This is a genomic window from Lacinutrix neustonica, assembly GCF_026625145.1.
Classification (GTDB): Bacteria; Bacteroidota; Bacteroidia; order Flavobacteriales; family Flavobacteriaceae; genus Lacinutrix; species Lacinutrix neustonica.
Window position 1 is genome coordinate 1753910 of record NZ_CP113088.1, and the last position, 22757, is coordinate 1776666.

The 22757-nt window shown below is 37.1% G+C and carries 18 protein-coding genes and 9 pseudogenes; 22 read left to right on the top strand and 5 right to left on the bottom strand.

The window, feature by feature from the left end:
• Positions 1–260: 260 nt before the first annotated feature.
• Together N7U66_RS09745 and N7U66_RS09750 are read right to left on the bottom strand one after the other, a co-directional pair.
• Positions 261–2761 (bottom strand): annotated as a pseudogene (locus tag N7U66_RS09745) (DUF5686 family protein).
• 72 nt (positions 2762–2833) lie between these two features.
• A pseudogene (locus N7U66_RS09750) lies at positions 2834–3816 on the bottom strand (pyruvate dehydrogenase complex E1 component subunit beta).
• Positions 3817–3918: 102 nt separating this feature from the next.
• On the opposite strand from N7U66_RS09750, the gene N7U66_RS09755 reads away from it, so the two are divergent.
• The 15 genes and pseudogenes from N7U66_RS09755 to lspA all read left to right on the top strand — a co-directional run bounded on the left by N7U66_RS09755 (position 3919) and on the right by lspA (position 15868).
• Entirely contained in the window at positions 3919–4050 is a 132-nt protein-coding gene (locus N7U66_RS09755; protein WP_267678328.1) for a hypothetical protein, read from the top strand.
• A gap of 83 nt (positions 4051–4133) precedes the next feature.
• Positions 4134–4595: a hypothetical protein gene (locus tag N7U66_RS09760; RefSeq protein WP_267678329.1), complete on the top strand. Its 462-nt coding sequence runs from the start codon at positions 4134–4136 to the stop codon at positions 4593–4595.
• 217 nt (positions 4596–4812) lie between these two features.
• Positions 4813–5560, top strand: a pseudogene (locus N7U66_RS09765) (electron transfer flavoprotein subunit beta/FixA family protein).
• Between the two features lie 80 nt (positions 5561–5640).
• Positions 5641–6604 (top strand): annotated as a pseudogene (locus N7U66_RS09770) (electron transfer flavoprotein subunit alpha/FixB family protein).
• Positions 6605–6682: 78 nt separating this feature from the next.
• Positions 6683–7298, top strand: a pseudogene (locus N7U66_RS09775) (bifunctional nuclease domain-containing protein).
• Between the two features lie 7 nt (positions 7299–7305).
• Positions 7306–9052: pseudogene (locus N7U66_RS09780) on the top strand (NupC/NupG family nucleoside CNT transporter).
• Positions 9053–9192: 140 nt separating this feature from the next.
• Positions 9193–10017 carry a thymidylate synthase gene (locus tag N7U66_RS09785; RefSeq protein ID WP_267678330.1) on the top strand — a complete coding sequence of 275 codons (825 nt, stop codon included), beginning with the start codon at positions 9193–9195 and terminating at the stop codon, positions 10015–10017.
• A gap of 4 nt (positions 10018–10021) precedes the next feature.
• Positions 10022–10516, top strand: a complete 495-nt coding sequence (locus tag N7U66_RS09790; RefSeq protein ID WP_267678331.1) for a hypothetical protein — start codon at positions 10022–10024, stop codon at positions 10514–10516.
• A gap of 152 nt (positions 10517–10668) precedes the next feature.
• The gene (locus N7U66_RS09795; RefSeq protein WP_267678333.1) at positions 10669–11235 is read left to right on the top strand and encodes an energy transducer TonB; all 567 of its coding nucleotides are present in this window, start codon (positions 10669–10671) and stop codon (positions 11233–11235) included.
• Positions 11236–11693: 458 nt separating this feature from the next.
• On the top strand, positions 11694–12098 hold the full coding sequence (locus tag N7U66_RS09800) for a 2TM domain-containing protein (RefSeq protein ID WP_267678334.1): 405 nt from the start codon (positions 11694–11696) through the stop codon (positions 12096–12098).
• Between the two features lie 7 nt (positions 12099–12105).
• Positions 12106–12285, top strand: a complete 180-nt coding sequence (locus N7U66_RS21670) for a dihydrofolate reductase (protein ID WP_313791492.1) — start codon at positions 12106–12108, stop codon at positions 12283–12285.
• Entirely contained in the window at positions 12266–12628 is a 363-nt protein-coding gene (locus tag N7U66_RS09805; RefSeq protein ID WP_313791493.1) for a dihydrofolate reductase, read from the top strand. The genes N7U66_RS21670 and N7U66_RS09805 overlap by 20 nt, the downstream gene beginning before the upstream one ends.
• Positions 12629–12814: 186 nt before the next feature.
• Positions 12815–14370 (top strand): annotated as a pseudogene (locus N7U66_RS09810) (NAD(P)/FAD-dependent oxidoreductase).
• A gap of 80 nt (positions 14371–14450) precedes the next feature.
• Positions 14451–15345 (top strand): annotated as a pseudogene (fabD, locus tag N7U66_RS09815) (ACP S-malonyltransferase).
• Position 15346: 1 nt separating this feature from the next.
• Positions 15347–15868, top strand: coding sequence for a signal peptidase II (gene lspA / locus N7U66_RS09820; RefSeq protein WP_267678335.1), 522 nt, complete (start codon positions 15347–15349; stop codon positions 15866–15868).
• Between the two features lie 36 nt (positions 15869–15904).
• On the opposite strand, the gene N7U66_RS09825 is transcribed toward lspA, so the two are convergent.
• The 3 genes and pseudogenes from N7U66_RS09825 to N7U66_RS09835 all read right to left on the bottom strand — a co-directional run bounded on the left by N7U66_RS09825 (position 15905) and on the right by N7U66_RS09835 (position 18871).
• Entirely contained in the window at positions 15905–16096 is a 192-nt protein-coding gene (locus tag N7U66_RS09825) for a hypothetical protein (protein WP_267678336.1), read from the bottom strand.
• Positions 16097–16261: 165 nt separating this feature from the next.
• Positions 16262–17539 (bottom strand): annotated as a pseudogene (locus N7U66_RS09830) (amidohydrolase family protein).
• Positions 17540–17713: 174 nt separating this feature from the next.
• Positions 17714–18871, bottom strand: a complete 1158-nt coding sequence (locus N7U66_RS09835; protein WP_267678337.1) for a DegT/DnrJ/EryC1/StrS family aminotransferase — start codon at positions 18869–18871, stop codon at positions 17714–17716.
• Positions 18872–18943: 72 nt separating this feature from the next.
• Here N7U66_RS09835 and N7U66_RS21675 point away from each other — a divergent pair, with 72 nt between their 5' ends.
• From N7U66_RS21675 to N7U66_RS09850, 7 genes are all read left to right on the top strand, one after another.
• Complete coding sequence (locus tag N7U66_RS21675; RefSeq protein WP_313791494.1) at positions 18944–19216, top strand: glycosyltransferase N-terminal domain-containing protein; 273 nt, start codon at positions 18944–18946, stop codon at positions 19214–19216.
• A gap of 40 nt (positions 19217–19256) precedes the next feature.
• Positions 19257–20180: a 3-deoxy-D-manno-octulosonic acid transferase gene (locus tag N7U66_RS09840; protein WP_313791495.1), complete on the top strand. Its 924-nt coding sequence runs from the start codon at positions 19257–19259 to the stop codon at positions 20178–20180.
• Positions 20181–20276: 96 nt separating this feature from the next.
• Positions 20277–20546 carry a hypothetical protein gene (locus N7U66_RS09845; RefSeq protein ID WP_267678338.1) on the top strand — a complete coding sequence of 90 codons (270 nt, stop codon included), beginning with the start codon at positions 20277–20279 and terminating at the stop codon, positions 20544–20546.
• Positions 20547–20720: 174 nt separating this feature from the next.
• Positions 20721–21032 carry a DUF255 domain-containing protein gene (locus tag N7U66_RS21680; RefSeq protein WP_313791496.1) on the top strand — a complete coding sequence of 104 codons (312 nt, stop codon included), beginning with the start codon at positions 20721–20723 and terminating at the stop codon, positions 21030–21032.
• Positions 21004–21102 carry a hypothetical protein gene (locus tag N7U66_RS21685; protein WP_313791497.1) on the top strand — a complete coding sequence of 33 codons (99 nt, stop codon included), beginning with the start codon at positions 21004–21006 and terminating at the stop codon, positions 21100–21102. Before N7U66_RS21680 ends, N7U66_RS21685 begins: the two co-directional genes overlap by 29 nt.
• Positions 21056–21298 carry a hypothetical protein gene (locus N7U66_RS21690; protein ID WP_313791498.1) on the top strand — a complete coding sequence of 81 codons (243 nt, stop codon included), beginning with the start codon at positions 21056–21058 and terminating at the stop codon, positions 21296–21298. The genes N7U66_RS21685 and N7U66_RS21690 overlap by 47 nt, the downstream gene beginning before the upstream one ends.
• Positions 21246–22757 (top strand): thioredoxin domain-containing protein, encoded by a 1512-nt coding sequence (locus N7U66_RS09850; protein ID WP_313791499.1) that lies wholly within the window; start codon positions 21246–21248, stop codon positions 22755–22757. Before N7U66_RS21690 ends, N7U66_RS09850 begins: the two co-directional genes overlap by 53 nt.

The following is a 22757-nucleotide window of genomic DNA, read 5'->3' on the forward strand; positions in this document are numbered from 1 at the left end:
AGACTGGAAAAGTTCGTATTAGACAGCAGCACTTTAAGAGACGTCCTGTAGCTTGAATATGTGAAGTTGGATTTTCGGTATTGTTATTATTAACACTGGGGTTGCTATCTTCCTCTTTTGAACATGATAACAGCACTGTAAATAAAAATACTACATATATGACTTTTTTTGGGGTATTATCAAATAAACTCAGCAAAATTTAAAAAAACACCACTGCTTTTCTGTTTCACAAAACACCTAACATTTAGTATCTATATCTTTTAAAAATAAAACCCAAAACTTCCCGTCACCCCAAACTTTCTAGCGTCCGGATTTGTAATCGGATTAAGGTAATTTCCTCTAAAATTAAAGTCTACTCTTAAGATTTTGAAAATATTCCCAACCCCAACACTATATTCATAATACGCTTCTTTGCTTGGTGCGCGATACACTAAACCTGAGGCGTTGATCTCTCGATTCTCTTGAGAAACATCACCCACTACCCCTCTAAAACCTAAAATAGCTCTTAAATTATATTTTTTCAAGAAAGGAATACGAGAAAACAATCTGCCGTTAAAATTATGCTCCACATGTAATGTCGCATATTCATCGGTTACAAATTCATAAAAATCCAATTGAGAAAAGGTGTTGTAAATTGAGAAATAGGTTTGATTTCCAGGTATCACACTCATTAACCCTAACGGAATTTCACCATAGGTTCTACCCACCTCAACAGTTGTGGTTAAACGCCCAAAAGCACCAATAGCCCAAGGTTGCAAATATGATACTTGTAATTTTGTGTAATCAAAATCACTGCTTAAAATACTTTTATCACCTCTCGGTAACCTGTGCAAATAGTCGTGCAAAATCATCGTTTTTTGTGCGACGCTCAACACCAAAACCTGTCATTTCACGTTTTGGGAAATAAGATAGCGATACAGCAGTCTCATATTGTTTCACTTCACTTTCCGTTGTCGTTTGAGCAGCATCAGTATAGTAATCTAGACTGAAGGTTGGTGATGCAGATTCTAACGTTCTGTAAGTGCCGCTTATTCGTGTTAAAAAATTCCTGAAGGGTTCTGCTTCTATCGCTAATGTAGATAAATTAACATTCGTTAATTTATCATTGGTTCCAGTACCAATGACGGAAGAAGAAGCTAAACTTCTACCTAAAACATCGGTTGATGATGTTAAGTTTGCACCTATTTGCTCGACATCTCTTCTATTTCCTCCTGAGATTATTAATCGGCTTTTCTTGTCTATTAACCATTTCCCTGAAATACCGTACTTGAATTTATTATCCTTGAAACCATACGCAGTAAATCCCTCTAAGCGCCATAAATCATTTTGACCAAAATAGGTTCTTCCACCTGCCCTAATTCGAACACCTTCAACATCATTGTATCCAAAAACCGAAAACACGGGCCCCACATCTAGATTTAAATCATCAAATTCAATATAACCTGAAGCTAAAATGCTCCCTAAATTATATAAGCTTTTAAATTTTTTGGTTTGCTTTAAAGAGTCTAGCATGACGTAAACGCCTTTTTCATCTTTACTTAGCTGCTCCATTCTATTCTCTTCCCGAACGCATCGTCTTGATTATAGAGGTCTTCATCAAAACTATACACTTTCTCCTTATAGAATTTTGGGTCCTTTACTTTATCAAATTGGTAATTATTATATAAAGTTGTTCGTTTTCCATAAATGCCTTTTGACTTTTCCTTTTTGTTGATAGCAAAGTCCGACATAAAATAATCTCTTTTTATTAAAAAAACAGAATCATTTAAAACTTCAAATTCCTGCTCTATATAAATCTCTTTAACCCAGTTAATATTTGCGCTTTTCGAGGCTTGTAGGTTTATGTTCTTAATGGCATACGTCGTATCTGCCACCCAAAAATCGCCTTTAAACGTGAGCTCATTTTTTCGTCTTGGATAGTATATAATATTGTAGCACCATTTGTTATCTATAAAAGAACTATCTGCCAAGACATAATTATATACCTGAATACCGGTTCTAGATAGTGGACTCGTGAAGCTCTTATCAAAAAACTTTAAGTAGTTTTCATAGACATCATATTCGCTATATAAATCATCAATAAAGTCTATAATAATTTGATTATTACTAAAGCCCGAATTTTTATTACCTTTTAAAATTTCCCGCTTTTCTTTAATCACGTTATCACCATACACTTCGCTCGAAGCCTCGTTAATAAACATTGGTAAATAGGTTTTACCCGTTACTCTCGAGGTATCCACCTGCTCAAAAACAAATTCCATACCGCGAAACAGCTTACTATTTACAGTGGCACTATCAATAGTGTTTAAGTCAAACTCTACCTTTTCGTATTTATCGTACTGATATTGTTTATATTGTTTTAAACCATTACTACGCTTATTGGCCCGATTTTTCTTAAAATATCTATCGCTGGATTGTTTTTTTTAGGTTGTTTTCCCGTGACTAATATCACTTCATCCAGCGCTGCTGCATCTTCGCTTAAAGTAACATTGAATTCATAATTCACTTTCTTATCGAGGGTAACGGTTTGTGTTTTATACCCTATAAAAGAAAAAACGACAACATCATAGCTTTCATCGCTTTCTAGATAAAAGGTTCCGTTTTCATCGGTAATGGTCCCTATACTCGTCCCTTGGAAATAAATGTTGGCGTAAGCAATGGGTGCTTTAGATTCATCGTAAATATGACCACTCACTTTCGTTTGAGCTAACGCGGAAAGGCTTCCGAAGCATAAAATGAGTAAAAGGAATTTCAATTTCATAAGTGTTGAATATAAACAAAAAACTTCATCAACAATTATGCTGATGAAGTTTTAAGTAACCATTTTTAATTTTTATTTCTTGTACATGACCTTTTTAACGGCCTTTACTACTTCGTCACTATTTGGCAACCATTCTTCTAATAATACAGGTGAATAAGGAGCTGGCGTATCTGCTGTGTTAATTTTTACCACGGGGGCATCTAAATAATCGAAAGCTTCCGATTGTACGATGTAAGTTAACTCTGTGGATACATTACCAAAAGGCCAAGCTTCTTCTAAAACCACCAAACGGTTTGTTTTTTTAACCGATTTTAGAACGGTCTCTTTATCTAGAGGGCGCACTGTACGTAAATCAATAATCTCACATGAAATACCTTCTTTTGCTAATGCATCTGCTGCTTTATAAGCTTCTTTTATAATTTTCCCGAAAGACACGATAGTAACGTCGGTACCTTCTCGCTTTATCTCTGCAACACCTAGAGGAATCGTGTATTCACCTTCTCGGAACTTCACCTTTATCGCCATACATTTGTTCACTTTCCATGAAAATAACGGGATCATCATCACGAATGGCAGATTTCAATAACCCTTTTGCGTCATAAGGTGTGGAAGGTACCACGACTTTTAAACCTGGTGTATTTGCAAACCAGCTTTCAAAGGCTTGAGAATGCGTGGCTCCTAATTGTCCTGCCGAAGCTGTTGGGCCTCTAAAAACAATAGGACATTTAAACTGCCCACCGAGACATTTGTCTAATTTTTGCGGCATTATTTATAATTTGATCAATCCCAACCAAAGAGAAATTAAACGTCATGTATTCTACAATGGGTCTATTACCAGTCATGGTAGAACCAATAGCGATACCTGCAAAACCTAGCTCTGCAATAGGCGTATCGATCACACGTTTTGCGCCAAACTCGTCAAGCATCCCTTTAGAAGCCTTGTAAGCACCATTATATTCTGCTACTTCCTCTCCCATTAAATAAATGCTCTCATCTCTGCGCATCTCTTCACTCATGGCTTCGCAAATAGCTTCTCTAAATTGAATTGTCTTCATATTCGTCTTGAAAATTGAAGCACAAAAATAAGAATAAAAGAATTACGAATAAAATGAAAAAATATATATTTGACATTCTCAAAATCTAATAAAACTATATTTATGTTAAAAAAAACAATTTTCATTGCCCTTGGATTAATAATGTTAAGCTGTAATAGTAGCGATGACAACGAAAACCAAGAAGGAACAGACACGAACAATTACATCTATTTCATGTCACGGAAAAATAGATGACGTTCCATTTATTTATGGACAAAAAGAAGAGGCGACAACATTAAGTTATCAATTAGTAAAAAGCACTACCCTGTCAGCAGTTTGTGCTTACTATCCGAGAGACTGGCGGCTTTAACTACGATCTGAGTGTTTATCCTAATTTTGACAATGACAATTTACCTAGTGCAGGCATCAATTTTGTTAGATTTCACTTGTGTACAGATTCTGATAGCCAATTGGAAACCTTCAATAATAAATTTCCATTAAGAAACTATGGTTTTGCCATCAGTGAGTCTTCAGATAGTGGACCAACGGGAGATATCGCTATCACTTACGCAGCTAATGCTGTAGATGGGCCTTATTACAGTTCTGCTGGTGTTGAACAAACTAATGGTTCTTTTGAAATTACAAAATCAACACCATTTAACACCTATGTGGGAGAAGTACTTTGGAGCGCCTCACAAATTGTAGAAGGCACATTCTCAGTAACATTGAAAAATCTTGCTGATGAGAATGACATCATACAAATTACTGATGGAGAATTTAAAATGATTCCAAGTATGTAATTTTGTTCGACTATCAAAATAACTGGGCTCCTGTAAATTAATTTGCAGGAGCCTTTCTTTGTTCATTATTTAAAATTTATTATGCACGCATAGTATATTTCCAAAATAAAATAATTATCTTCGTAACTTGAAAATTGAAGCGTAAAGTCCATAACACGCGATAATGTTATCGTTCTAGCCTTCTCAAATAAAATAGTCTTAATTTAATTATAGAAATATGAAAATTTTAGTGTGTATCAGTCACGTTCCGAGACACTACATCGAAAATTAACTTTACAGATGGAGATTCTACATTCGATACGAACGGTGTTCAATTTGTAATCAACCCCAACGATGAGTTTGGTTTAACTCGTGCGATGTGGTTTAAAGAAAAGCAAGGCGCAAGTGTTGATGTTGTCAATGTAGGCGGTCCTGAAACGGAACCAACATTACGAAAAGCTTTAGCCATCGGTGCAGACTCAGCCATTCGAGTAAACACAGCAGCCAAAGATGGTTTTCAGGTCGCTAAAGAATTGGCTAAAGTAGTAAAAGATGGCGGTTACGATTTAGTTATTGCGGGTCGAGAGTCTATAGATTATAATGGTGCCATGGTACCAGGGATGTTAGCCGAATTAACCGATGCAAACTTTGTTACTAATTGTATTAGCCTAGATTTGGAGGGTACGAATGCGACTGCTATTAGAGAAATTGATGGCGGAAAAGAAACGGTAACCACTAGTTTACCTTTAGTTATTGGAGGACAAAAAGGATTGGTAGAAGAAAGTGATTTACGCATCCCCAATATGAGAGGGATCATGATGGCGCGTAAAAAGCCTTTAACCGTTTTAGAACCAGCTACTGCAGAGACTGAAACGACATCAATAAAATTTGAAAAGCCAGCACCAAAAGGCGCGGTCACTTTAGTAGATCCAGGAAATTTAGATGAGTTAGTTAACTTGTTACATAACGAGGCTAAAGTTATATAATTTGTATTTCCTGCTAAGGCAGGAACCCACAAATAAGTCTAATAGTTTCCTGTCTTGGCAGGAATAAAAAAAATAAAATTATGTCAGTTTTAGTATATACAGAATCAGAAAACGGAAAATTTAAGAAAACAGCCTTTGAGGTGGCTTCTTATGCCAAAGCTGTTGCCAACCAAATGGGAACAACGGTTACTGCTATTGCAGTAAATGCTGCGGATATTAGTGAATTAGGAAAATATGGCGTCGATAAAGTGTTGAATGTATCCAATACGGCTTTAGACACCTTCAATGCAAAATCTTATGCTGCAGCTATTAAACAAGCCGCAGAAAAAGAAAGCGCTAAGGTTGTTATTGTTAGTCAAAGTGCAGATAGCAAGTACTTGGCTCCTATTTTAGCGGTTAATTTACATGCGGGTTATGCCTCGAATGTTGTGGAAGCTCCATCAAGCACTTCCCCGTTCACCGTGAAACGTACTGCATTTACAAACAAAGCGTTTAACATTACCACTATAGATACAGACATTAAAGTGGTTGGTGTTTCTAACAACTCTTTTGGTTTAGTTGAGACTGCCGCAAGTGCGACTGCAGAAGACTTTTCACCAGCCATTCCAGAGTCCGGAGTATCGGTACAATCCGTTGACAAAGCTACAGATAAAGTAACCATCGCGGATGCAGAAATAGTAGTGTCTGCAGGACGTGGGATGAAAGGACCGGAAAACTGGGGCATGATTGAAGAACTTGCTAGTGTATTAGGCGCAGCGACTGCTTGCTCAAAACCAGTATCTGACCTTGGCTGGAGACCCCATGGAGAGCACGTAGGACAAACAGGAAAACCAGTGGCCGCAAACTTATACATCGCCATAGGCATCTCTCGGAGCCATTCAGCATTTAGCAGGAATTAACGCCTCTAAAGTAAAAGTAGTGATCAATACCGATCCGGAAGCACCATTTTTTAAGGCTGCCGATTACGGTGTCGTTGGTGATGCTTTTGAAGTTGTACCAACACTTATCGAAAAATTAAAAGCATTTAAAGCGGCAAACGCTTAATTTTTTATAAATTGTGCTCGTAAAAAAGCGGTTTAAATTACTTTTTACAATTTAAACCGTTTTTTTTATTTTTAACCTATGAGTTTAGTACGACTAAAAATAAAAGGAATATCATACAGCCAAACACAAAATGGCGCATACGCTTTGATATTAAATGAAGTAGATGGAGATAGAAAACTCCCTATTGTCATTGGCGCTTTCGAGGCCCAATCTATTGCGATCGCATTAGAAAAGGAAATTAGACCGCCAAGACCGTTAACGCACGACCTTTTTAAAAATTTTGCAGACCGATTTGATATCGTTGTTAAGCAAGTGATTATTCACAAACTAGTCGATGGTGTTTTTTATTCTAGCTTGATTTGCGAACGTGACAAAATTGAGGAAATTATCGATGCCGGAACAAGTGATGCTATCGCATTGGCATTACGCTTTCAAGCGCCTATTTTCACATATAAAAATATTTTAGATAAAGCTGGAATCTATTTAAAAGTAGATCCCAATAAAGATGATGAAACGTCTCCGTGAAAACATCTTTGTAGAAGACATTATCAATGAAGAGTTAGAAATAACGGATCCCGTAGAAAATTACAAGTCGCATACCATTGAAGAACTGCAACACCTTTTGGATGAAGCCGTAAATAATGAAGATTATGAGAAAGCTGCCAAAATTAGAGATGAGATTTCTAAACGATAAACACCTTATGAAACATTTTTTATTAGCTGTTACAGCTATTTTTTTTGGAATAGCTTCTGTTTTAGCGCAAGATATTAACAGAACTTGGACAGTAGACTCTTTAGAAAACACCTCTCAAAATCGCTTGTTTTCTACCTCAGAAACATTAGAATTAAAAGACGGCGCGTTCAAAATTTTGGCAACTGATGCCAATGAAAGAGCCTCCGGTGATTATTTACACCAAAACAATTTACTGGTTTTCTACTTCAATACACCTATAGATACGGTTCGAAAATTCAAAATCTCAGTAAAAACCGATTCCTCTTTAGTTTTCGCCGAAAAAAACGCAGTATATACTTTTAAAAATCACGATTTGCAAGTTGCGTCTCCTGCAACTGAAACCACAAACACCAGCCCTATCATCCCTAGTCAAGGCTTTTCTTTTGGTAGTCTCCGGCGTGGTATTTTAGGAATGATTTCGCTTATTTTTATTGCCTTTTTATTTAGTAGCAACAGAAAAGCCATCAACTGGAAAACGGTTGGGTTAGGCTTAGTTTTTCAACTGGTTATTGCCATTGGGGTATTAAAAATCGCCTTTATAAAAACGGCTTTCGAGTTTATAGGAAAAGGCTTTATTGCAATCCTAGGGTTTACTCAAGCAGGAAGTGAGTTTTTATTTGGCGGCATGCTGGATGTGAACTCGTTCGGTTTCATTTTTGCTTTTCAAGTATTACCTACCATCATATTCTTCTCGGCATTAACCTCTGTATTGTTTTACCTCGGCATCATTCAAAAAGCAGTAAAAGGGATGGGATTATTGCTAACAAAAATTTTAGGCATCTCTCGGTGCTGAAAGTTTAAGTGTTGCTGGAAATATTTTTTTAGGTCAAACCGAGGCCCCTTTGCTTATTAAGGCCTATTTGGAAAAAATGAATAGGTCTGAAATCCTATTGGTTATGATCGGTGGTATGGCTACCGTGGCCGGTGCTGTTTTAGCCGCCTATATTGGCTTTTTAGGTGGTGAAGATGTAGCCCTTCAATTGTTTTATGCTAAACACCTGTTGGCAGCCTCAGTTATGGCCGCCCCGGGTGCTATTGTCATTTCTAAAATACTCTATCCACAAACCGAAGCCATTAATACCGATGTTAATGTTTCTCAAGAAAAAATTGGCTCAAATATCTTAGAAGCTATTGCGAACGGCACCACAGAAGGTTTAAGGCTCGCCGTTAATGTTGGCGCCATGTTATTGGTTTTTGTCGCCTTTATCGCTATGATCAACGGCATTCTAGGAGGTCTCGCTGGGTTTGATGGTTTGGTAATAGAAAGTATGAATCTCGATTGGAGTTTTACCTCACTTAATGACGTTATCGCCGCGAATACGCCCTACGACAGACTCTCTCTAGAATTTTTATTAGGCTACCTGTTCGCACCGCTCATGTGGTTAATAGGCGTGGCGACAGAAGACATGGCACTCATGGGGCAATTGTTAGGGATCAAGCTCGCAGCAAGTGAGTTTATTGGCTACATCCAATTGGCTGAGCTTAAAAACGTAGCAACCGCAACACATTTAACATACGAAAAGTCGATTATTATGGCAACATATATGCTTTGTGGCTTTGCTAACTTTGCGTCTATTGGCATTCAAATTGGAGGTATTGGTTCGTTAGCACCAGGGCAACGTAAGACACTGTCTCGTTTTGGAATAAAAGCCTTGATTGGTGGTACTATCGCCTCTTTAATTTCGGCTACTATTGCAGGAATGATCATAGGATAAAAACAGTTAATAACTTTATCATAATATAACAGCCCATCAAGCCTTACGTTTTGATGCTTTTTTTATTTTTATCTCCCAATAAAATTAAGTTTAATTGAATTATCCCGAAGCTTTGGGAGCACTTTCACAAGAATAGGAACATGAAGCAATACCACGATTTAGTAAAACACGTATTAGATAACGGAAACGAGAAAGGCGATCGCACAGGAACAGGCACCTTAAGTGTGTTTGGACACCAAATGCGGTTTGATTTAAGTGACGGTTTCCCCATGGTAACTACCAAAAAACTCCATTTAAAATCTATCATTTACGAATTATTATGGTTCTTAAAAGGGGACACAAACATCAACTATCTCAAAGAGAATGGTGTGAAAATTTGGGATGCCTGGGCAGACGACAATGGTGACTTAGGCCCGGTTTACGGGCACCAATGGCGCAATTGGAATAGTGATGAACTGGATCAAATTAAAGAAGTGATAGAAACGCTAAAAAACAATCCCAATAGCCGCCGTATGTTGGTTTCTGCATGGAACCCGTCGGTGTTGCCGGACACTTCAAAATCATTCAGTGAAAATGTGGCTAATGGTAAAGCGGCTTTACCACCCTGTCATGCTTTCTTTCAGTTTTATGTGGCCAACGGAAAGTTATCGTGCCAGCTGTATCAACGTAGTGCCGATATTTTTTTAGGTGTCCCGTTTAATATTGCGTCTTATGCCCTATTTACCATGATGATGGCGCAGGTGTGTGGTTACGAGGCAGGCGAATTTATTCACACCTTTGGTGATGCTCATATTTACAGCAATCATATTGAACAATTAGAACTACAACTGTCTCGTGAGATACGCCCATTACCAACCATGAAAATCAATCCTGAGATTAAGGATATTTTAGATTTTAAATTTGAAGATTTTACTTTAGAAGATTACAACCCGCATCCACATATAAAAGGAGCTGTTGCTGTATAATACTATGAATAAGATCCTATTCTTTTTACTTATCCTCTCCAATGCTGCATTTGCTCAAATTAAATTCAACAGCAGAATACCAGTTCCTAAATTTAATGAAAAATTAAAATTTTCTAATCCTGAAGAGTCTTTAGAACATTTGAATTTTGGAATTCAAGACTATATTGCTGAGCATATGGATTCGTCATTTGTAAAAACCTATTTTAAACCTCAAGATTCTATTGAATTCAATTTTAATTTGATAATAGATAAATTCGGAAACGTAAATTCTATAAATGTTAATACAGAAGTTGATCTGTTCAATCAAAAAATTAAAAACATATTACAAAAAATAAATAAGTTTATTCCCGCCAAAGCCGTTAACGTTAACGAAAATTTAGATTTTTATTTTTCACTATCGCAGAATATTATATTGATCAACACTCTAGGTTTAAATCCATTTACCGAAAAGTACAAAAAGAAACTATACGTATTAAATCCGGAGAAACCACCTTATTAGAAACAGCAAAAAAATTAAATTACAACACCAATAATCAAGCTGTTATTTGTCAAGTGTATTTTAGACTATCAAAAGGTAAAAAAATAAGCGATGTCCGATTCAAAGCACCGCATTTGAATTTTGAAATAATGCTCCACAGGGTATTTAAAAAAATGGATGTTGCTGAAGTTTTTCAAACCAATACTTTGAAGGACCTGAACAACTATTCACAGACAATAAAAATACATTTTAATGAAAGTGTTGGTGATACGTCATATGTGGAAACTAACATTCCCGATATCTCTCGATATAATAGGAATAATGCACAAAATAGCACTAAGTTATTTGATACTATAGCTAAAATAAAAGGTTGTACCAAGAAAGATATTGATACGGAGATTAATGAGTGTAATAGCACTAAAATCAACACCTTTATTAAAAAAAACTTTGATTTCAGAGCAATGAAAAGACTTAAGCTACAAGGAAATCAAAAAATTGGAGTGTTTTTCACCATCGACGAAAAAGGCCTTATAAGCAATATCAGAACACGAGCGCCGCACCGTAAACTTGAAATGGAGGCCAAAAGAGTAATTGCGTTATTACCAAGGTTTACACCTGCAATACTTAATAACTTAAAAGTTAAAATGACCTATTTTTTACCTATTACTTTGAACATGGATAATAACAAAGTTAGTACACAACCTACTTTCGCTAGAAGATATCGCTATATTAAAAATTAGAGAAATAAAATGCTAGTAAATAGAGTTACTAAGAAACTGCTATCATTTAGAATTATCATGAATAAAATAGAAGGAGAGTTACCAAGACTAGTACTCTATCAAAACGCTAGTTCTTCAAGTAAAAGCAACTGACGCTTTCTTATTTACACCCTTCCCTAAGAAGTATCTATTCCAGTAATACGGGTCTTTTTTAAATAGTGACCGTTCAGTTTAGCCATACTTTTTAGTCGTTTACATGATTATATTTCAAAATTTCATAAATTCAGATCAAACCCATGAACGTCACCAACCTGTTCTAGATAGGTATGAGCTTCGACTGTAAGCATTATATTAGTGCCAATCATAAAGAAAAATTTCAGGATTTACATTTTAATAATTTCAAACAAAACACACTAAAAAACTACATACATAGCATTCGTTTTAAATAGAAATTAAAATTTCATTGAAAACGTTTAACTTTGTATTTTAAATCATACCATATGTTCGGGAAGAAGCAAACAAAACCACAAATAGATCAAGAGCAATTCGAATTAATTCAAAATGCACAACGCCGTGTCAAGCAAAAAAAACGCTTGTACATACATTTCGTCATCTTTTTAATTGGTGCTGTCTTTTTAATCGTCGCGAATACCCTTTTAGGTATTGGTAAAGATTTGAAAATATTTGGTTTAGACTGGTTTGTTATTGCCATCTCCTTGTGGTTGTTTTTCTTTTTATACCACGTCTTTAATGTCTTCATCACCAATAAATTTATGGGTGCGGCCTGGGAAAAAGCACAATTAGACAAATTAGTCGTCAAACAACAACTGCGCATCGAAAAAATAAAAGCCAATTTAAAACAGGAGGCCCCTCTCGGAAGCTGAGACCCAAGTGTACAATGAGACCCTGGCTTTAAAAAACAATAATAACCTAACCATTATTGTTGCAGCAGGTGAAAACAACGAGATAGGTAAAGATAACCAACTCATTTGGCATTTAAAAGATGACTTAATACGTTTTAAATCGCTCACGTCTCGGACATCATATTATCATGGGACGGAAAACCTTTGAAAGTTTCCCGAAACCATTACCTAACAGAACGCATGTGGTTATTTCACGACAAAACAACTATCAAGCTCCTGCAGGTGTCATTGTTGTCCATTCTATGGAAGACGCCTTAGATGCTTCAAAAAACGACATCCAGCCTTTTATTATTGGCGGTGGGGAAATCTACAAACAAGCCCTTCCTTTAGCTTCTAAGATTGAATTGACCCGTGTACATGCTACCTTCGATGCCGATACTTTTTTTCCGGAAATCGATAGGACCCAATGGAAAGAAGTCGCAAGTAAAATACATGCTAATGATGCCGAACACAATCATGCGTTTTCATTCCTAACTTATGAAAGAAAGTAAATTTGGGGTCTCCTTTTTATTGAAAAAAAAGAGCTCTATTGAATAATGCTCTTGAAACACACGACGCATTCGTAAAAGATTTTTTGAAATTGCATGCATAAATAGACGGCTCGTGACAAACAGACTAGACCGCTCTTCTCATGCTTTTCTTTAGTTCTTCATTCAATTTTTGTCTAATTTTGTACTATGGTAAAAGACATTCAACTGCGCTTAACTTTAAAAGATGAAGAACGCAGTGACATATTGCTCATCAAAGCGGCACAGTATTTAGACATTCCTAAAGAAGACATTACTGGAATAAAAATATTGCGGAAATCTATAGATGCCCGTAAGCCAAAAATCATTCTAAATTACAAAGTCTCGGTTTACATTCGTGAAGTCTTACCTAAAGCCTCGGCGTATCACTTCGACTATAAAGACGTGTCACAGGCAAAACCAATTCATATTATTGGTTTTGGACCCGCTGGCATGTGGGCGGCATTGCGTTGTATAGAATTAGGTTATAAACCCATTATATTAGAGCGTGGTAAAAACGTAAAAGAGCGACGTCGCGATTTAAAAGCCATAAACCAAGATCATGTGGTTAACGAAGATTCCAATTACTGCTTTGGTGAAGGTGGCGCGGGAACCTACAGCGATGGTAAATTATACACCCGAAGTTTAAAGCGTGGCGATGTGCGTCGTATTTTTGAAAACCTCGTCTTTCATGGGGCGACTGATGAAATTCTGGTCGATGCGCACCCACATATTGGCACCAATAAACTCCCAAAAGTCGTTCAAAACATACGGGAGACTATTTTAAATTATGGAGGTGAAGTTCATTTCGAAACGCGGGTTACCGACTTCACTATTAAAAACCATAAAATTGTATCGCTCATACTTCAAAATGGCAATGAGATGCCAGTAGAACGCGTTATTCCGGCTACTGGTCACTCTGCAAGGGATATTTTCTATTTATTAAATGAAAAAGCAATTGCCATCAAATCTAAGTCTTTTGCTATGGGCGTTCGTGTCGAACATCCACAACATATAATAGATGCCATTCAATACCATTGTTCCGGTGACCGGCACGAGTTATTGCCTGCTGCGTCTTATAGTTTAGTACAACAGGTAAACGAACGCGGAGTCTATTCTTTTTGCATGTGTCCTGGCGGCTTTATAGTCCCAGCAGCGACTGCGGAAGGCGAAGTGGTTGTCAACGGGATGTCGCCCTCGCGTAGAAATAATAAGTTCGCCAATTCAGGCATTGTTGTAGAAATTAATGCGGATAAAGATTTACGTAAATACGAACAGTTTGGCGAGTTAAAAGGTTTAGAATTTCAAAAAGATTTAGAGCGTCCGGCGTTTACTGCTGGTGGCAGAAGTCAGGTAGCACCTGCACAACGCCTTACTGATTTTGTCGAAGGCCGTTTATCATCTTCATTAAATGACACCTCATATCAACCCGGTTTAAAAAGCGCACCACTACATTCCCTATTGCCTAAATTAATTGGTGGTAGGTTACGCAAAGGGTTTGAGGCTTTCGGTCAGAAAATGAAAGGCTATTATACCGAAGAAGCCAATATTGTTGGGGTCGAATCGCGCACCAGTTCTCCTGTAAATATTCCCGAAATGACACCTTAGAGCACCCACAAATTTCAAATTTATTTCCTTGTGGTGAGGGTGGTGGCTATGCCGGTGGTATTGTTAGTGCCGCGATGGATGGTGAGCGTTGTGCAGAAGCGGCTGTAGTTGGCCTATAATTTTGAATACATACTGAATAGTTAAAACTAAGACCTTTTAAGATATTATTCCTATTTTAGCAGCTAATAATTAATCAAAAATGCACGCATATATATTTCCTGGTCAAGGCGCTCAATTCTCAGGAATGGGCTTAGACCTTTACGAAAACTCCCCTGAAGCACAACGCCTATTTGAAGAGGCCAACGATATTCTAGGTTTCCACATCACAGACATTATGTTTGAAGGTACTGCTGAAGCCTTAAAAGAAACCAAGGTGACACAACCGGCTATTTTTTTACATTCAGTAATACTAGCAAAAATACTAGGCGATGGATTTAAACCGAGACATGGTTGCGGGACACTCACTTGGTGAATTTTCGGCATTAGTGGCGAATGGCACTTTAACTTTTGAAGACGGTTTAAGACTGGTCTCTCAACGGGCTTTAGCCATGCAGAAAGCTTGCGAGATACAACCAAGTACCATGGCTGCGGTTTTAGGCTTGGAGGATAATATTGTTGAAAACATTTGTAAGAATACACCAGGTGTCGTTGTTGCAGCTAATTACAATTGCCCTGGGCAATTAGTGATTTCCGGAGAGATTGAAGCCATCAATAGCGCCTGCGAAGCGTTAAAGGATGCAGGAGCCCGTCGCGCTTTAGTATTACCCGTTGGTGGCGCATTTCATTCACCACTGATGGAACCTGCGCGTGAGGAATTAGCGGCAGCTATAGAAAACACGACCTTTAGAAGACCCAATTGCCCTATTTACCAAAACGTAACGGCTAGTGCCATTATAAATGATAGTGAAATTAAAGCCAATTTAATGTCTCAATTAACCGCTCCAGTACGTTGGACCCAATCTGTACAACACATGATAGCAGATGGTGCTACTTTGTTTACAGAAGTTGGCCCCGGAAAAGTACTACAAGGTTTAGTTAAAAAAATAAACAGAGAGGCGGTAACCGCGTCTGCTACATTTGAAAAAGAAGCGTAATATGAAAAACAACAACAGAACACTACTTATAAGTCTACTTATTGTTTTCAATATTATTCTAGACCAAGTGTCTAAATATTGGGTAAGACTACATGTGGCCAAAGGCTCTAATACTGAAATATTTGGTGATTATCTAACATTACACAACGTTGAGAATACAGGTGCCTTTTTAGGTTTAGGCAGTGATTTTAATCCTATTTTAAAAATCATTCTCTTGAATGTCCTACCCGTTATAGTGCTAACCTTAGTGCTCATTCATATTTTTAGAGATAAAAACCTCGACCGTTTTTCGTTAGTGGGTTTTGCTTGCATTATTGGTGGTGGTATCGCTAATATTTATGATCGTATTGCTTATGGCCAAGTGACCGATTTCCTTCATATCGACTTAGGAGGTGTCTTTAGAACGGGTATATTTAACTTAGCAGATGTTTCTGTTATGGTAGGCATGGGCTGTTTAATCGTTGGGAATTTTAAAAAGAAAAAACCGGAGAAACCCAAGAAAGAAGAAATAATAAACGCATAAAAAAAGCCTCGTTACATACGAGGCTTTTTTTATACTTTATCGTGTCAACTCACAGTCGCGACAATCCTTAATTTTACCATAATACGTTTCTCTGTATTTATGGATGGTTCGAATTGATATCCCTAAAAATTGCTTTTTAATGGACGTGACTTTTGTTTTTAACTCACCCATTTTAGGAGTGAATCTTTTCTCTAATATTGTTTCTCTTTTTACCTGTATCAGTTTCATAATATCTGTTGCATTAGCTATAAAGAAACGACTTTGATACGTCTCTCGCAAGAAATAGACGTTAAAACCTTGTTAATCAAACACCTAAAAACACATATGGAATTTTTATACGCTTTTTTTTGAGAATTCGACAAAATAATTTGCTAAAAATTAACATATTAACAATCACTTTTTGTACACTTTTCCCTCTTTCATGACAAAAACAACCGTTTCCATTGTTTTGATATTGTCTAAAGGATTGTCATTTGTTGCCACAATATCTGCTATAAAACCTACTTTTATTTGCCCAATTTCATCTTCCATTCCCAACAACTTTGCATTGGTCGTTGTGGCACTTTGTAATGTTTCCATAGCGGGCATTCCTGCCGCTACCATATAACCAAATTCTTTGCCGTTATTACCATGTTTAAATACACCTGCGTCTGTACCGAAAGCGATTGCGACTCCCATTTTATACGCTTTACTAAAGGTCCCTTGAATTTTTGGGCCAACAGCCAATGCTTTAGGCACAATAATATCCGGGTAGAAGCCCTTAATTTTTGCTTTCTCTTCGACTTCTTTTCCAGCAGTAATCGTTGGCACTAAAAACACTTCATGTTTTTTCATGAGTTCCATGGTTGCCTCACTCATATAGGTGCCATGCTCAATCGTTTTCACTCCTCCTAGAATAGCGCGTTGCATGCCTTCATCGCCATGCGCGTGTGCAGCGACCTGCATACCATAATCTTTGGCCGTTTCACATATGGCTTTAATTTCTTCTATCGAAAATTGCGGATTACTACCACTCTTCGCAACACTCAATACACCACCAGTGGCGGTGATTTTTATCCAATCGGCACCATTTTTGTAGCGCTGTCTTACTGCTTTCTTAGCATCGTCAACACTATTGACCACCCCTTCTTTTGGTCCTGGATCTCCACTAAATTCTTGATTATTACCATTGGTAGGATCTGCATGACCGCCTGTAGTTGCTAATGATTTTCCAGCTGTAAATACACGTGGCCCTTCCACTTTTCCTGCCTGTATGGCGTTTCGTAAGGCGATATTTACACCACTTCCTCCTAGATCTCTAACCGTTGTAAATCCAGCATACAAGGTTTCCTTTGCAAAAACCGTAGCGTTAAAGGCTATATCAGACGCATTTAATGTGTAGCGCTCCGAGATAGCGTTTAGGATTGCTCTCCCCTTCTAAATGCACATGCATGTCAATAAGACCAGGCATCACTGTTTTCGACTTTAAATCGATTACCCTATCCTTATCTGATGTTGGTTGTAAGAACCCATTTTCTATAGCCGTGATTTTATTTCCGAAACAATAATGGTTTTATTAGTAACCACTTTTCCTGTTTTTGTATCTACAAGGTTGCCACAATGTAAATAAGTACTTTGAGCATGGAACATACCCGACAATAATAAACCAAGTAATAGTGTTATTTTTTTCATCTTTATAGTTTTTATAGCTTCGCCTTCTCTCTTTTAAGAAGGATAACTTGTCACTTATTGTAGACAACATAAGCACTTTAAAATTCAACAAATAGGCTTATTGTAGCTATAATTGAAAAAAATAAGACTTCTTAAAGGACCTGGCTTTCACTATGTGAAAGCAGTAATGCGGCTCTATTTCTTATCCACAAAATCAATAACTGTTTTGGTGATAAATTCTATTTGCTCGTCGTCTAATTCTGTGTGCATGGGTAATGAAATGACTTCTTGAACCAATTGGTTAGTCACTTTAAAATGAGCTTCCTGATAACGTGAATCTATATATGCTTTTTGTTTGTGCAATGGAATTGGATAATATACACCACAGGGAATCTCTTTTTCATTGAGATGTTTTGCTAGCGCATCACGATTTGAATGTTCAATCTTCAACGTGTATTGATGAAACACATGACAATCACAAGTATCACAAATACCCTCGCAGCCATTCACTGTTTTGGGCGTCGTAATTTTTGGATGATTGGTAAAGGCCTTGTTATATTTTCTAGCAGCGCTTCTTCGCGCATTGTTGTAATGGTCCAAATGCGGCAACTTCGCATCCAAAACAGCGGCTTGAATAGAATCTAAGCGAGAATTGACACCAACCACATCGTGATGGTAGCGTTCGTACATGCCATGATTTACAATACCTCTAAGCTTATGAGCCAAATCATCATCATTAGTAAAAATAGCTCCTCCATCGCCATAACAGCCTAAGTTTTTAGAAGGAAAAAAAGAGGTTGAGGCCACATGACCAATGGTTCCGGACATGGCTTTTTCACCTTTACTATTGGTATATTTTGCACCAATACCTTGTGCATTATCCTCAATAATATAGATGTCATGCGCTTTTGCTAAAGCCATTAACGCTTCCATATTCGCGCATTGTCCAAATAAATGTACCGGTACTATTGCCTTTGTTTTGGGTGTAATTGCTTTTTTTACAGCCTCTATATCTATATTAAAAGTGTCCGGGTCTACATCTACTAAAACGGGCGTCAAGTTTAATAAAGCAATCACTTCTACTGTTGCTGCGAAAGTGAAATCGGCAGTAATCACCTCATCACCTGGCTTTAAACCCAAACCCATCATAGCTATTTGTAGCGCATCGGTGCCATTAGCACAGGGAATCACATGCTTTATTCCTAAATAGGTTTCTAAATTTTTTTGAAACTCATGAACTTTAGGCCCATTTATAAACGTTGTATTTTCTATAACCTCTTGTATAGAGTCGTTTACAACCGATTTTATATCTGCGTATTGACCTTTGAGATCAACCATTTGGATTTTTTTCATAGATACGAAATTACAAAATTCACCTATGTTAAACAATGAATTATGTATTTTAGCACAAAGCATTTTTTAAAGTTGAATTCACTCTACTCATTAGGTATTTATTTTGCCAGTTTTATACTAAAAATTATTGCATTATTTAGTAAAAAAATAAACGCTGGCGTAGAAGGCAGACGTCAGACCTTTACTATTTTAAAACAGCACATTGCTAAAACAGATAAAACATTTTGGTTCCATTGCGCATCTCTAGGCGAATATGAGCAGGGCTTACCTGTTTTTCAAGAACTTCGTAAAGATTTTCCTAATCATAAAATAGTCCTTACCTTTTTTTCACCCTCCTGGTTATGACATACGTAAAAATAGTCCCATTGCAGATGTTGTGGTTTATTTGCCCTTAGATACCAAAAAAAATGCCAAACGCTTTTTAGACGCTGTGCACCCCGAATTAACCGTTTTTGTTAAATATGACATTTGGCCTAATCTTTTAAATGAATTAAAACAAAGAGCCACCCGAGCCATTCTAATTTCAGCCGTATTTAGAAAAAGTCAAGCCTTTTTTAAATGGTATGGAAAGAATACGCGCCAAGCTCTATTTGCCTTTGAGCACATTTTTACTCAGGATGAACAATCAAAAGTGTTATTGCACACTATTGGATATACTACCGTTTCCATTTCAGGGGATACCCGTTTCGATAGGGTTAGTAGTCAACTTCTGCAAAATAACACGATTGATTTTATTGAAACCTTTAAACAAAACAAGCTGTGTATTGTCGTAGGTAGCTCTTGGCGAGAAGACGAAAAATTAATTGTAGACTATATCAATAAAAAGGCTTCAAACGATTTACAGTTTATAATAGCCCCTCATAATATTAATCAGAATCAAATTCAGGCATTAAAAAAAAGCATCAAAAAACCCTGTGTCTTATTTTCTAAAAAGGAGGGAAAGATACTAGAGCATTATCAGGTATTTATTATGGATACTATTGGTTTATTGAGTAGAACTTATAGTTACGCAGATATTGCTTATGTGGGTGGCGCTATGGGCACAACAGGTTTACACAACACTTTAGAAGCCGCCGCCTTTGGCATTCCAGTGATCATAGGTGAAAATCATCAAAAGTTCCCTGAAGCTCAAGCCATGATTGACCAATCAGGCATGATTAGTATTTCGACTCAAGAAGAATTGAACATAGCCTTGGATAGTTTTGTAGATAATGAGATAAAAAGAAAGGCTTATGGTCAAAATAATTATGAATATATTCACAATAACCGAGGTGCCGTAATCCAAATTCTCGAGTATTTACGTAAATAAAGTCGAGCTTATTATTCAAATAATTTAAATAAGTTAAGCAAATATCGTGCAAAATGTTAAATTTGTACATTAATAACAACATTAAACCCAAAACCAATGAAAAAATTAGTATTAAGCGCTGCTTTATTATTAGCATTAAGTGCATCATTTACATCATGTAGAGAAGAAGACAAAAAAGACGCTGAAAACGCCATGGACAATGCAGGTGATGCGATTGAAAACGCTGCTGAAGAAACTGGAGACGCTGTTGAAGGTGGATTTGAAGCTACAGGCAAAGCAATTGACGATGCTGTAAATGAAACTGAAGAAGCAGGAGAGTCTATTAAAGACGCTGTTAAAGAAGCGACAGATGACGATAACAACTAAAAAGTAGTATTCTTTTTAAATGATTAAACTCAGCCCATAGGCTGAGTTTTTTTATTCTCATAATTAAAAAATCATGGAATGCTTAGCAATTGATTAACTTTGAATATTATGAAAATTTCTTATCTTTTATTTCTCTTTTCGTCACTTTACAGTTGTGCACAAACAAAACCAGATATGCCAAAACACACCAATAATCTAATTCATGAAACCAGCCCGTACTTATTACAACATGCTCATAACCCTGTAAACTGGAATGCATGGAATGAAAAGACACTGGACGATGCCAAACACAGCAAACAACTACTTCTCATTAGTGTTGGATACGCCGCTTGCCATTGGTGTCACGTCATGGAACATGAAAGCTTTGAAGATGAAGACGTGGCTAAAGTGATGAATACACATTTTATAAATGTAAAGGTGGACAGAGAAGAGCGACCGAGATGTGGATCAAGTGTACATGAATGCGGTACAACTTATGACCGGTAGTGGTGGCTGGCCCATGAACGTCATTGCCTTACCGAGATGGAAGACCCGTTTGGGGCGGCACCTATTTTAAGAAAGAACAATGGGTAAATGCTCTAGAACAAATCGCAACCTTATATGCTAATCACCCTGAAAAATTGGAAGAATATGCTACCAAACTAGAGCAAGGCCTGAAGGCGATGGATGTGATTAACATCAACACGGAAGCCCCTGATTTTGATTCGGCTTTTGTTAATAGTATCGTTAAAGACTGGTCCGAGACACTTTGATACCAATAAAGGCGGTATTGGCAACGCACCAAAGTTCATGATGCCCAATAATTATCAGTTTTTAATGCGCTATGGGTATCAATATGACAACCTACCCGTTTTAGAATTTGTTAAAACAACGCTCACAAAAATGGCTTACGGTGGTGTTTATGATCAGATAGGTGGCGGATTTTCACGCTATTCTGTAGATGACAAATGGCACGTGCCCCATTTTGAAAAAATGCTTTATGATAATGGACAACTGGTAAGCCTATATTCAGATGCTTACGCCTTAACCAACAACGACTTGTACAAACAAGTTGTTGTCGAAACGTTAGAATTTATAGCACTTGAATTAACGGATCATTCCGGTGGTTTTTACTCATCCCTAGATGCCGATAGCCTGACAGAAACTGAAGCACTTGAAGAAGGCGCCTTTTATGTCCGGACTAAAGACGCTTTGCAAACGCATTTAGCTGAGGATTTTGAACTGTTTTCCGACTACTATAATATTAACGGCTACGGCTATTGGGAGCACAAAAACTATGTTTTAATTAGAAAAGAGAGCGATGATCATTTCATTTTAGAGCATTCTATTTCCATGGCATCACTTCAAGAGAAAAAGCACCGTTGGAAAACGGTATTACTTAACGAACGGGAGAAAAGAGCGCGCCCCCGATTGGACGATAAAATTTTAACGTCTTGGAACGCCTTAATGCTTAAGGGTTACATAGATGCATACCGTGTTTTAGGAAATGACACTTATTTAAAGACCGCACTAAAAAATGCACATTTTATAATAAACAATCAATTAAAAGAAGACGGTAGCTTATTTCATAACTATAAAAATGGCACTGCTTCTATTCCTGGTTTTTTAGAAGATTATGCAACAACAACAGAAGCATTTATAAGCTTATATGAAGTGACTTTAGACCAACAATGGCTTAAATCGGCCAAAGCTTTAACCGATTACGCCTTTGATGCGTTTTATAATGAATCCAGTCAATTGTTTCAATTTACCTCAAAAAAAGAACAGGCACTTGTGGTGAAAACGTTTGAGTATCGAGACAATGTCATTCCCGCCAGTAATTCTATTATGGCTAAAAATTTATTTAAGCTAGCGCTCTATTTTGACAACCAATATTATTACAAAACAGCGACGGCCATGCTCCATAACGTCAAACCTGAAATGAGTAAGTATGGTTCTGCTTTCTCAAATTGGTTAGATTTAATGCTCAATTACACAAAACCCTTTTATGAAGTTGCCATTGTTGGTGAACAGGCTATTGATAAAGCATCAGTCCTTAATACCCACTACATCCCTAATAAAATTGTTGCTGGAAGTACAACTGAAAATGAATTACCGCTTCTTAAAAATAGATTTTCAGAAGGAGAAACATTCCTTTATGTTTGCGAGAATAACGCGTGTAAACTACCTACAACTAGCACAATCGAGGCTATTAACTTAATAAAACGTTAA

Bases quoted from the DNA above. Each gene is read 5' to 3' on its own strand.
- N7U66_RS09845 (WP_267678338.1), top strand. From the start codon at position 20,277: ATGAAAAAATTAGTATTAAGCGCTGCTTTATTATTAGCATTAAGTGCA.
- N7U66_RS09805 (WP_313791493.1), top strand. From the start codon at position 12,266: ATGGGACGGAAAACCTTTGAAAGTTTCCCGAAACCATTACCTAACAGA.
- N7U66_RS09785 (WP_267678330.1), top strand. From the start codon at position 9,193: ATGAAGCAATACCACGATTTAGTAAAACACGTATTAGATAACGGAAAC.
- N7U66_RS09825 (WP_267678336.1), bottom strand. From the start codon at position 16,096: ATGAAACTGATACAGGTAAAAAGAGAAACAATATTAGAGAAAAGATTC.
- N7U66_RS09795 (WP_267678333.1), top strand. From the start codon at position 10,669: ATGGATGTTGCTGAAGTTTTTCAAACCAATACTTTGAAGGACCTGAAC.
- N7U66_RS21685 (WP_313791497.1), top strand. From the start codon at position 21,004: ATGAATGCGGTACAACTTATGACCGGTAGTGGTGGCTGGCCCATGAAC.
- N7U66_RS09755 (WP_267678328.1), top strand. From the start codon at position 3,919: ATGTTAAAAAAAACAATTTTCATTGCCCTTGGATTAATAATGTTAAGC.
- N7U66_RS09790 (WP_267678331.1), top strand. From the start codon at position 10,022: ATGAATAAGATCCTATTCTTTTTACTTATCCTCTCCAATGCTGCATTT.
- lspA (WP_267678335.1), top strand. From the start codon at position 15,347: ATGAAAAACAACAACAGAACACTACTTATAAGTCTACTTATTGTTTTC.
- N7U66_RS09835 (WP_267678337.1), bottom strand. From the start codon at position 18,871: ATGAAAAAAATCCAAATGGTTGATCTCAAAGGTCAATACGCAGATATA.
- N7U66_RS21680 (WP_313791496.1), top strand. From the start codon at position 20,721: ATGCCAAAACACACCAATAATCTAATTCATGAAACCAGCCCGTACTTA.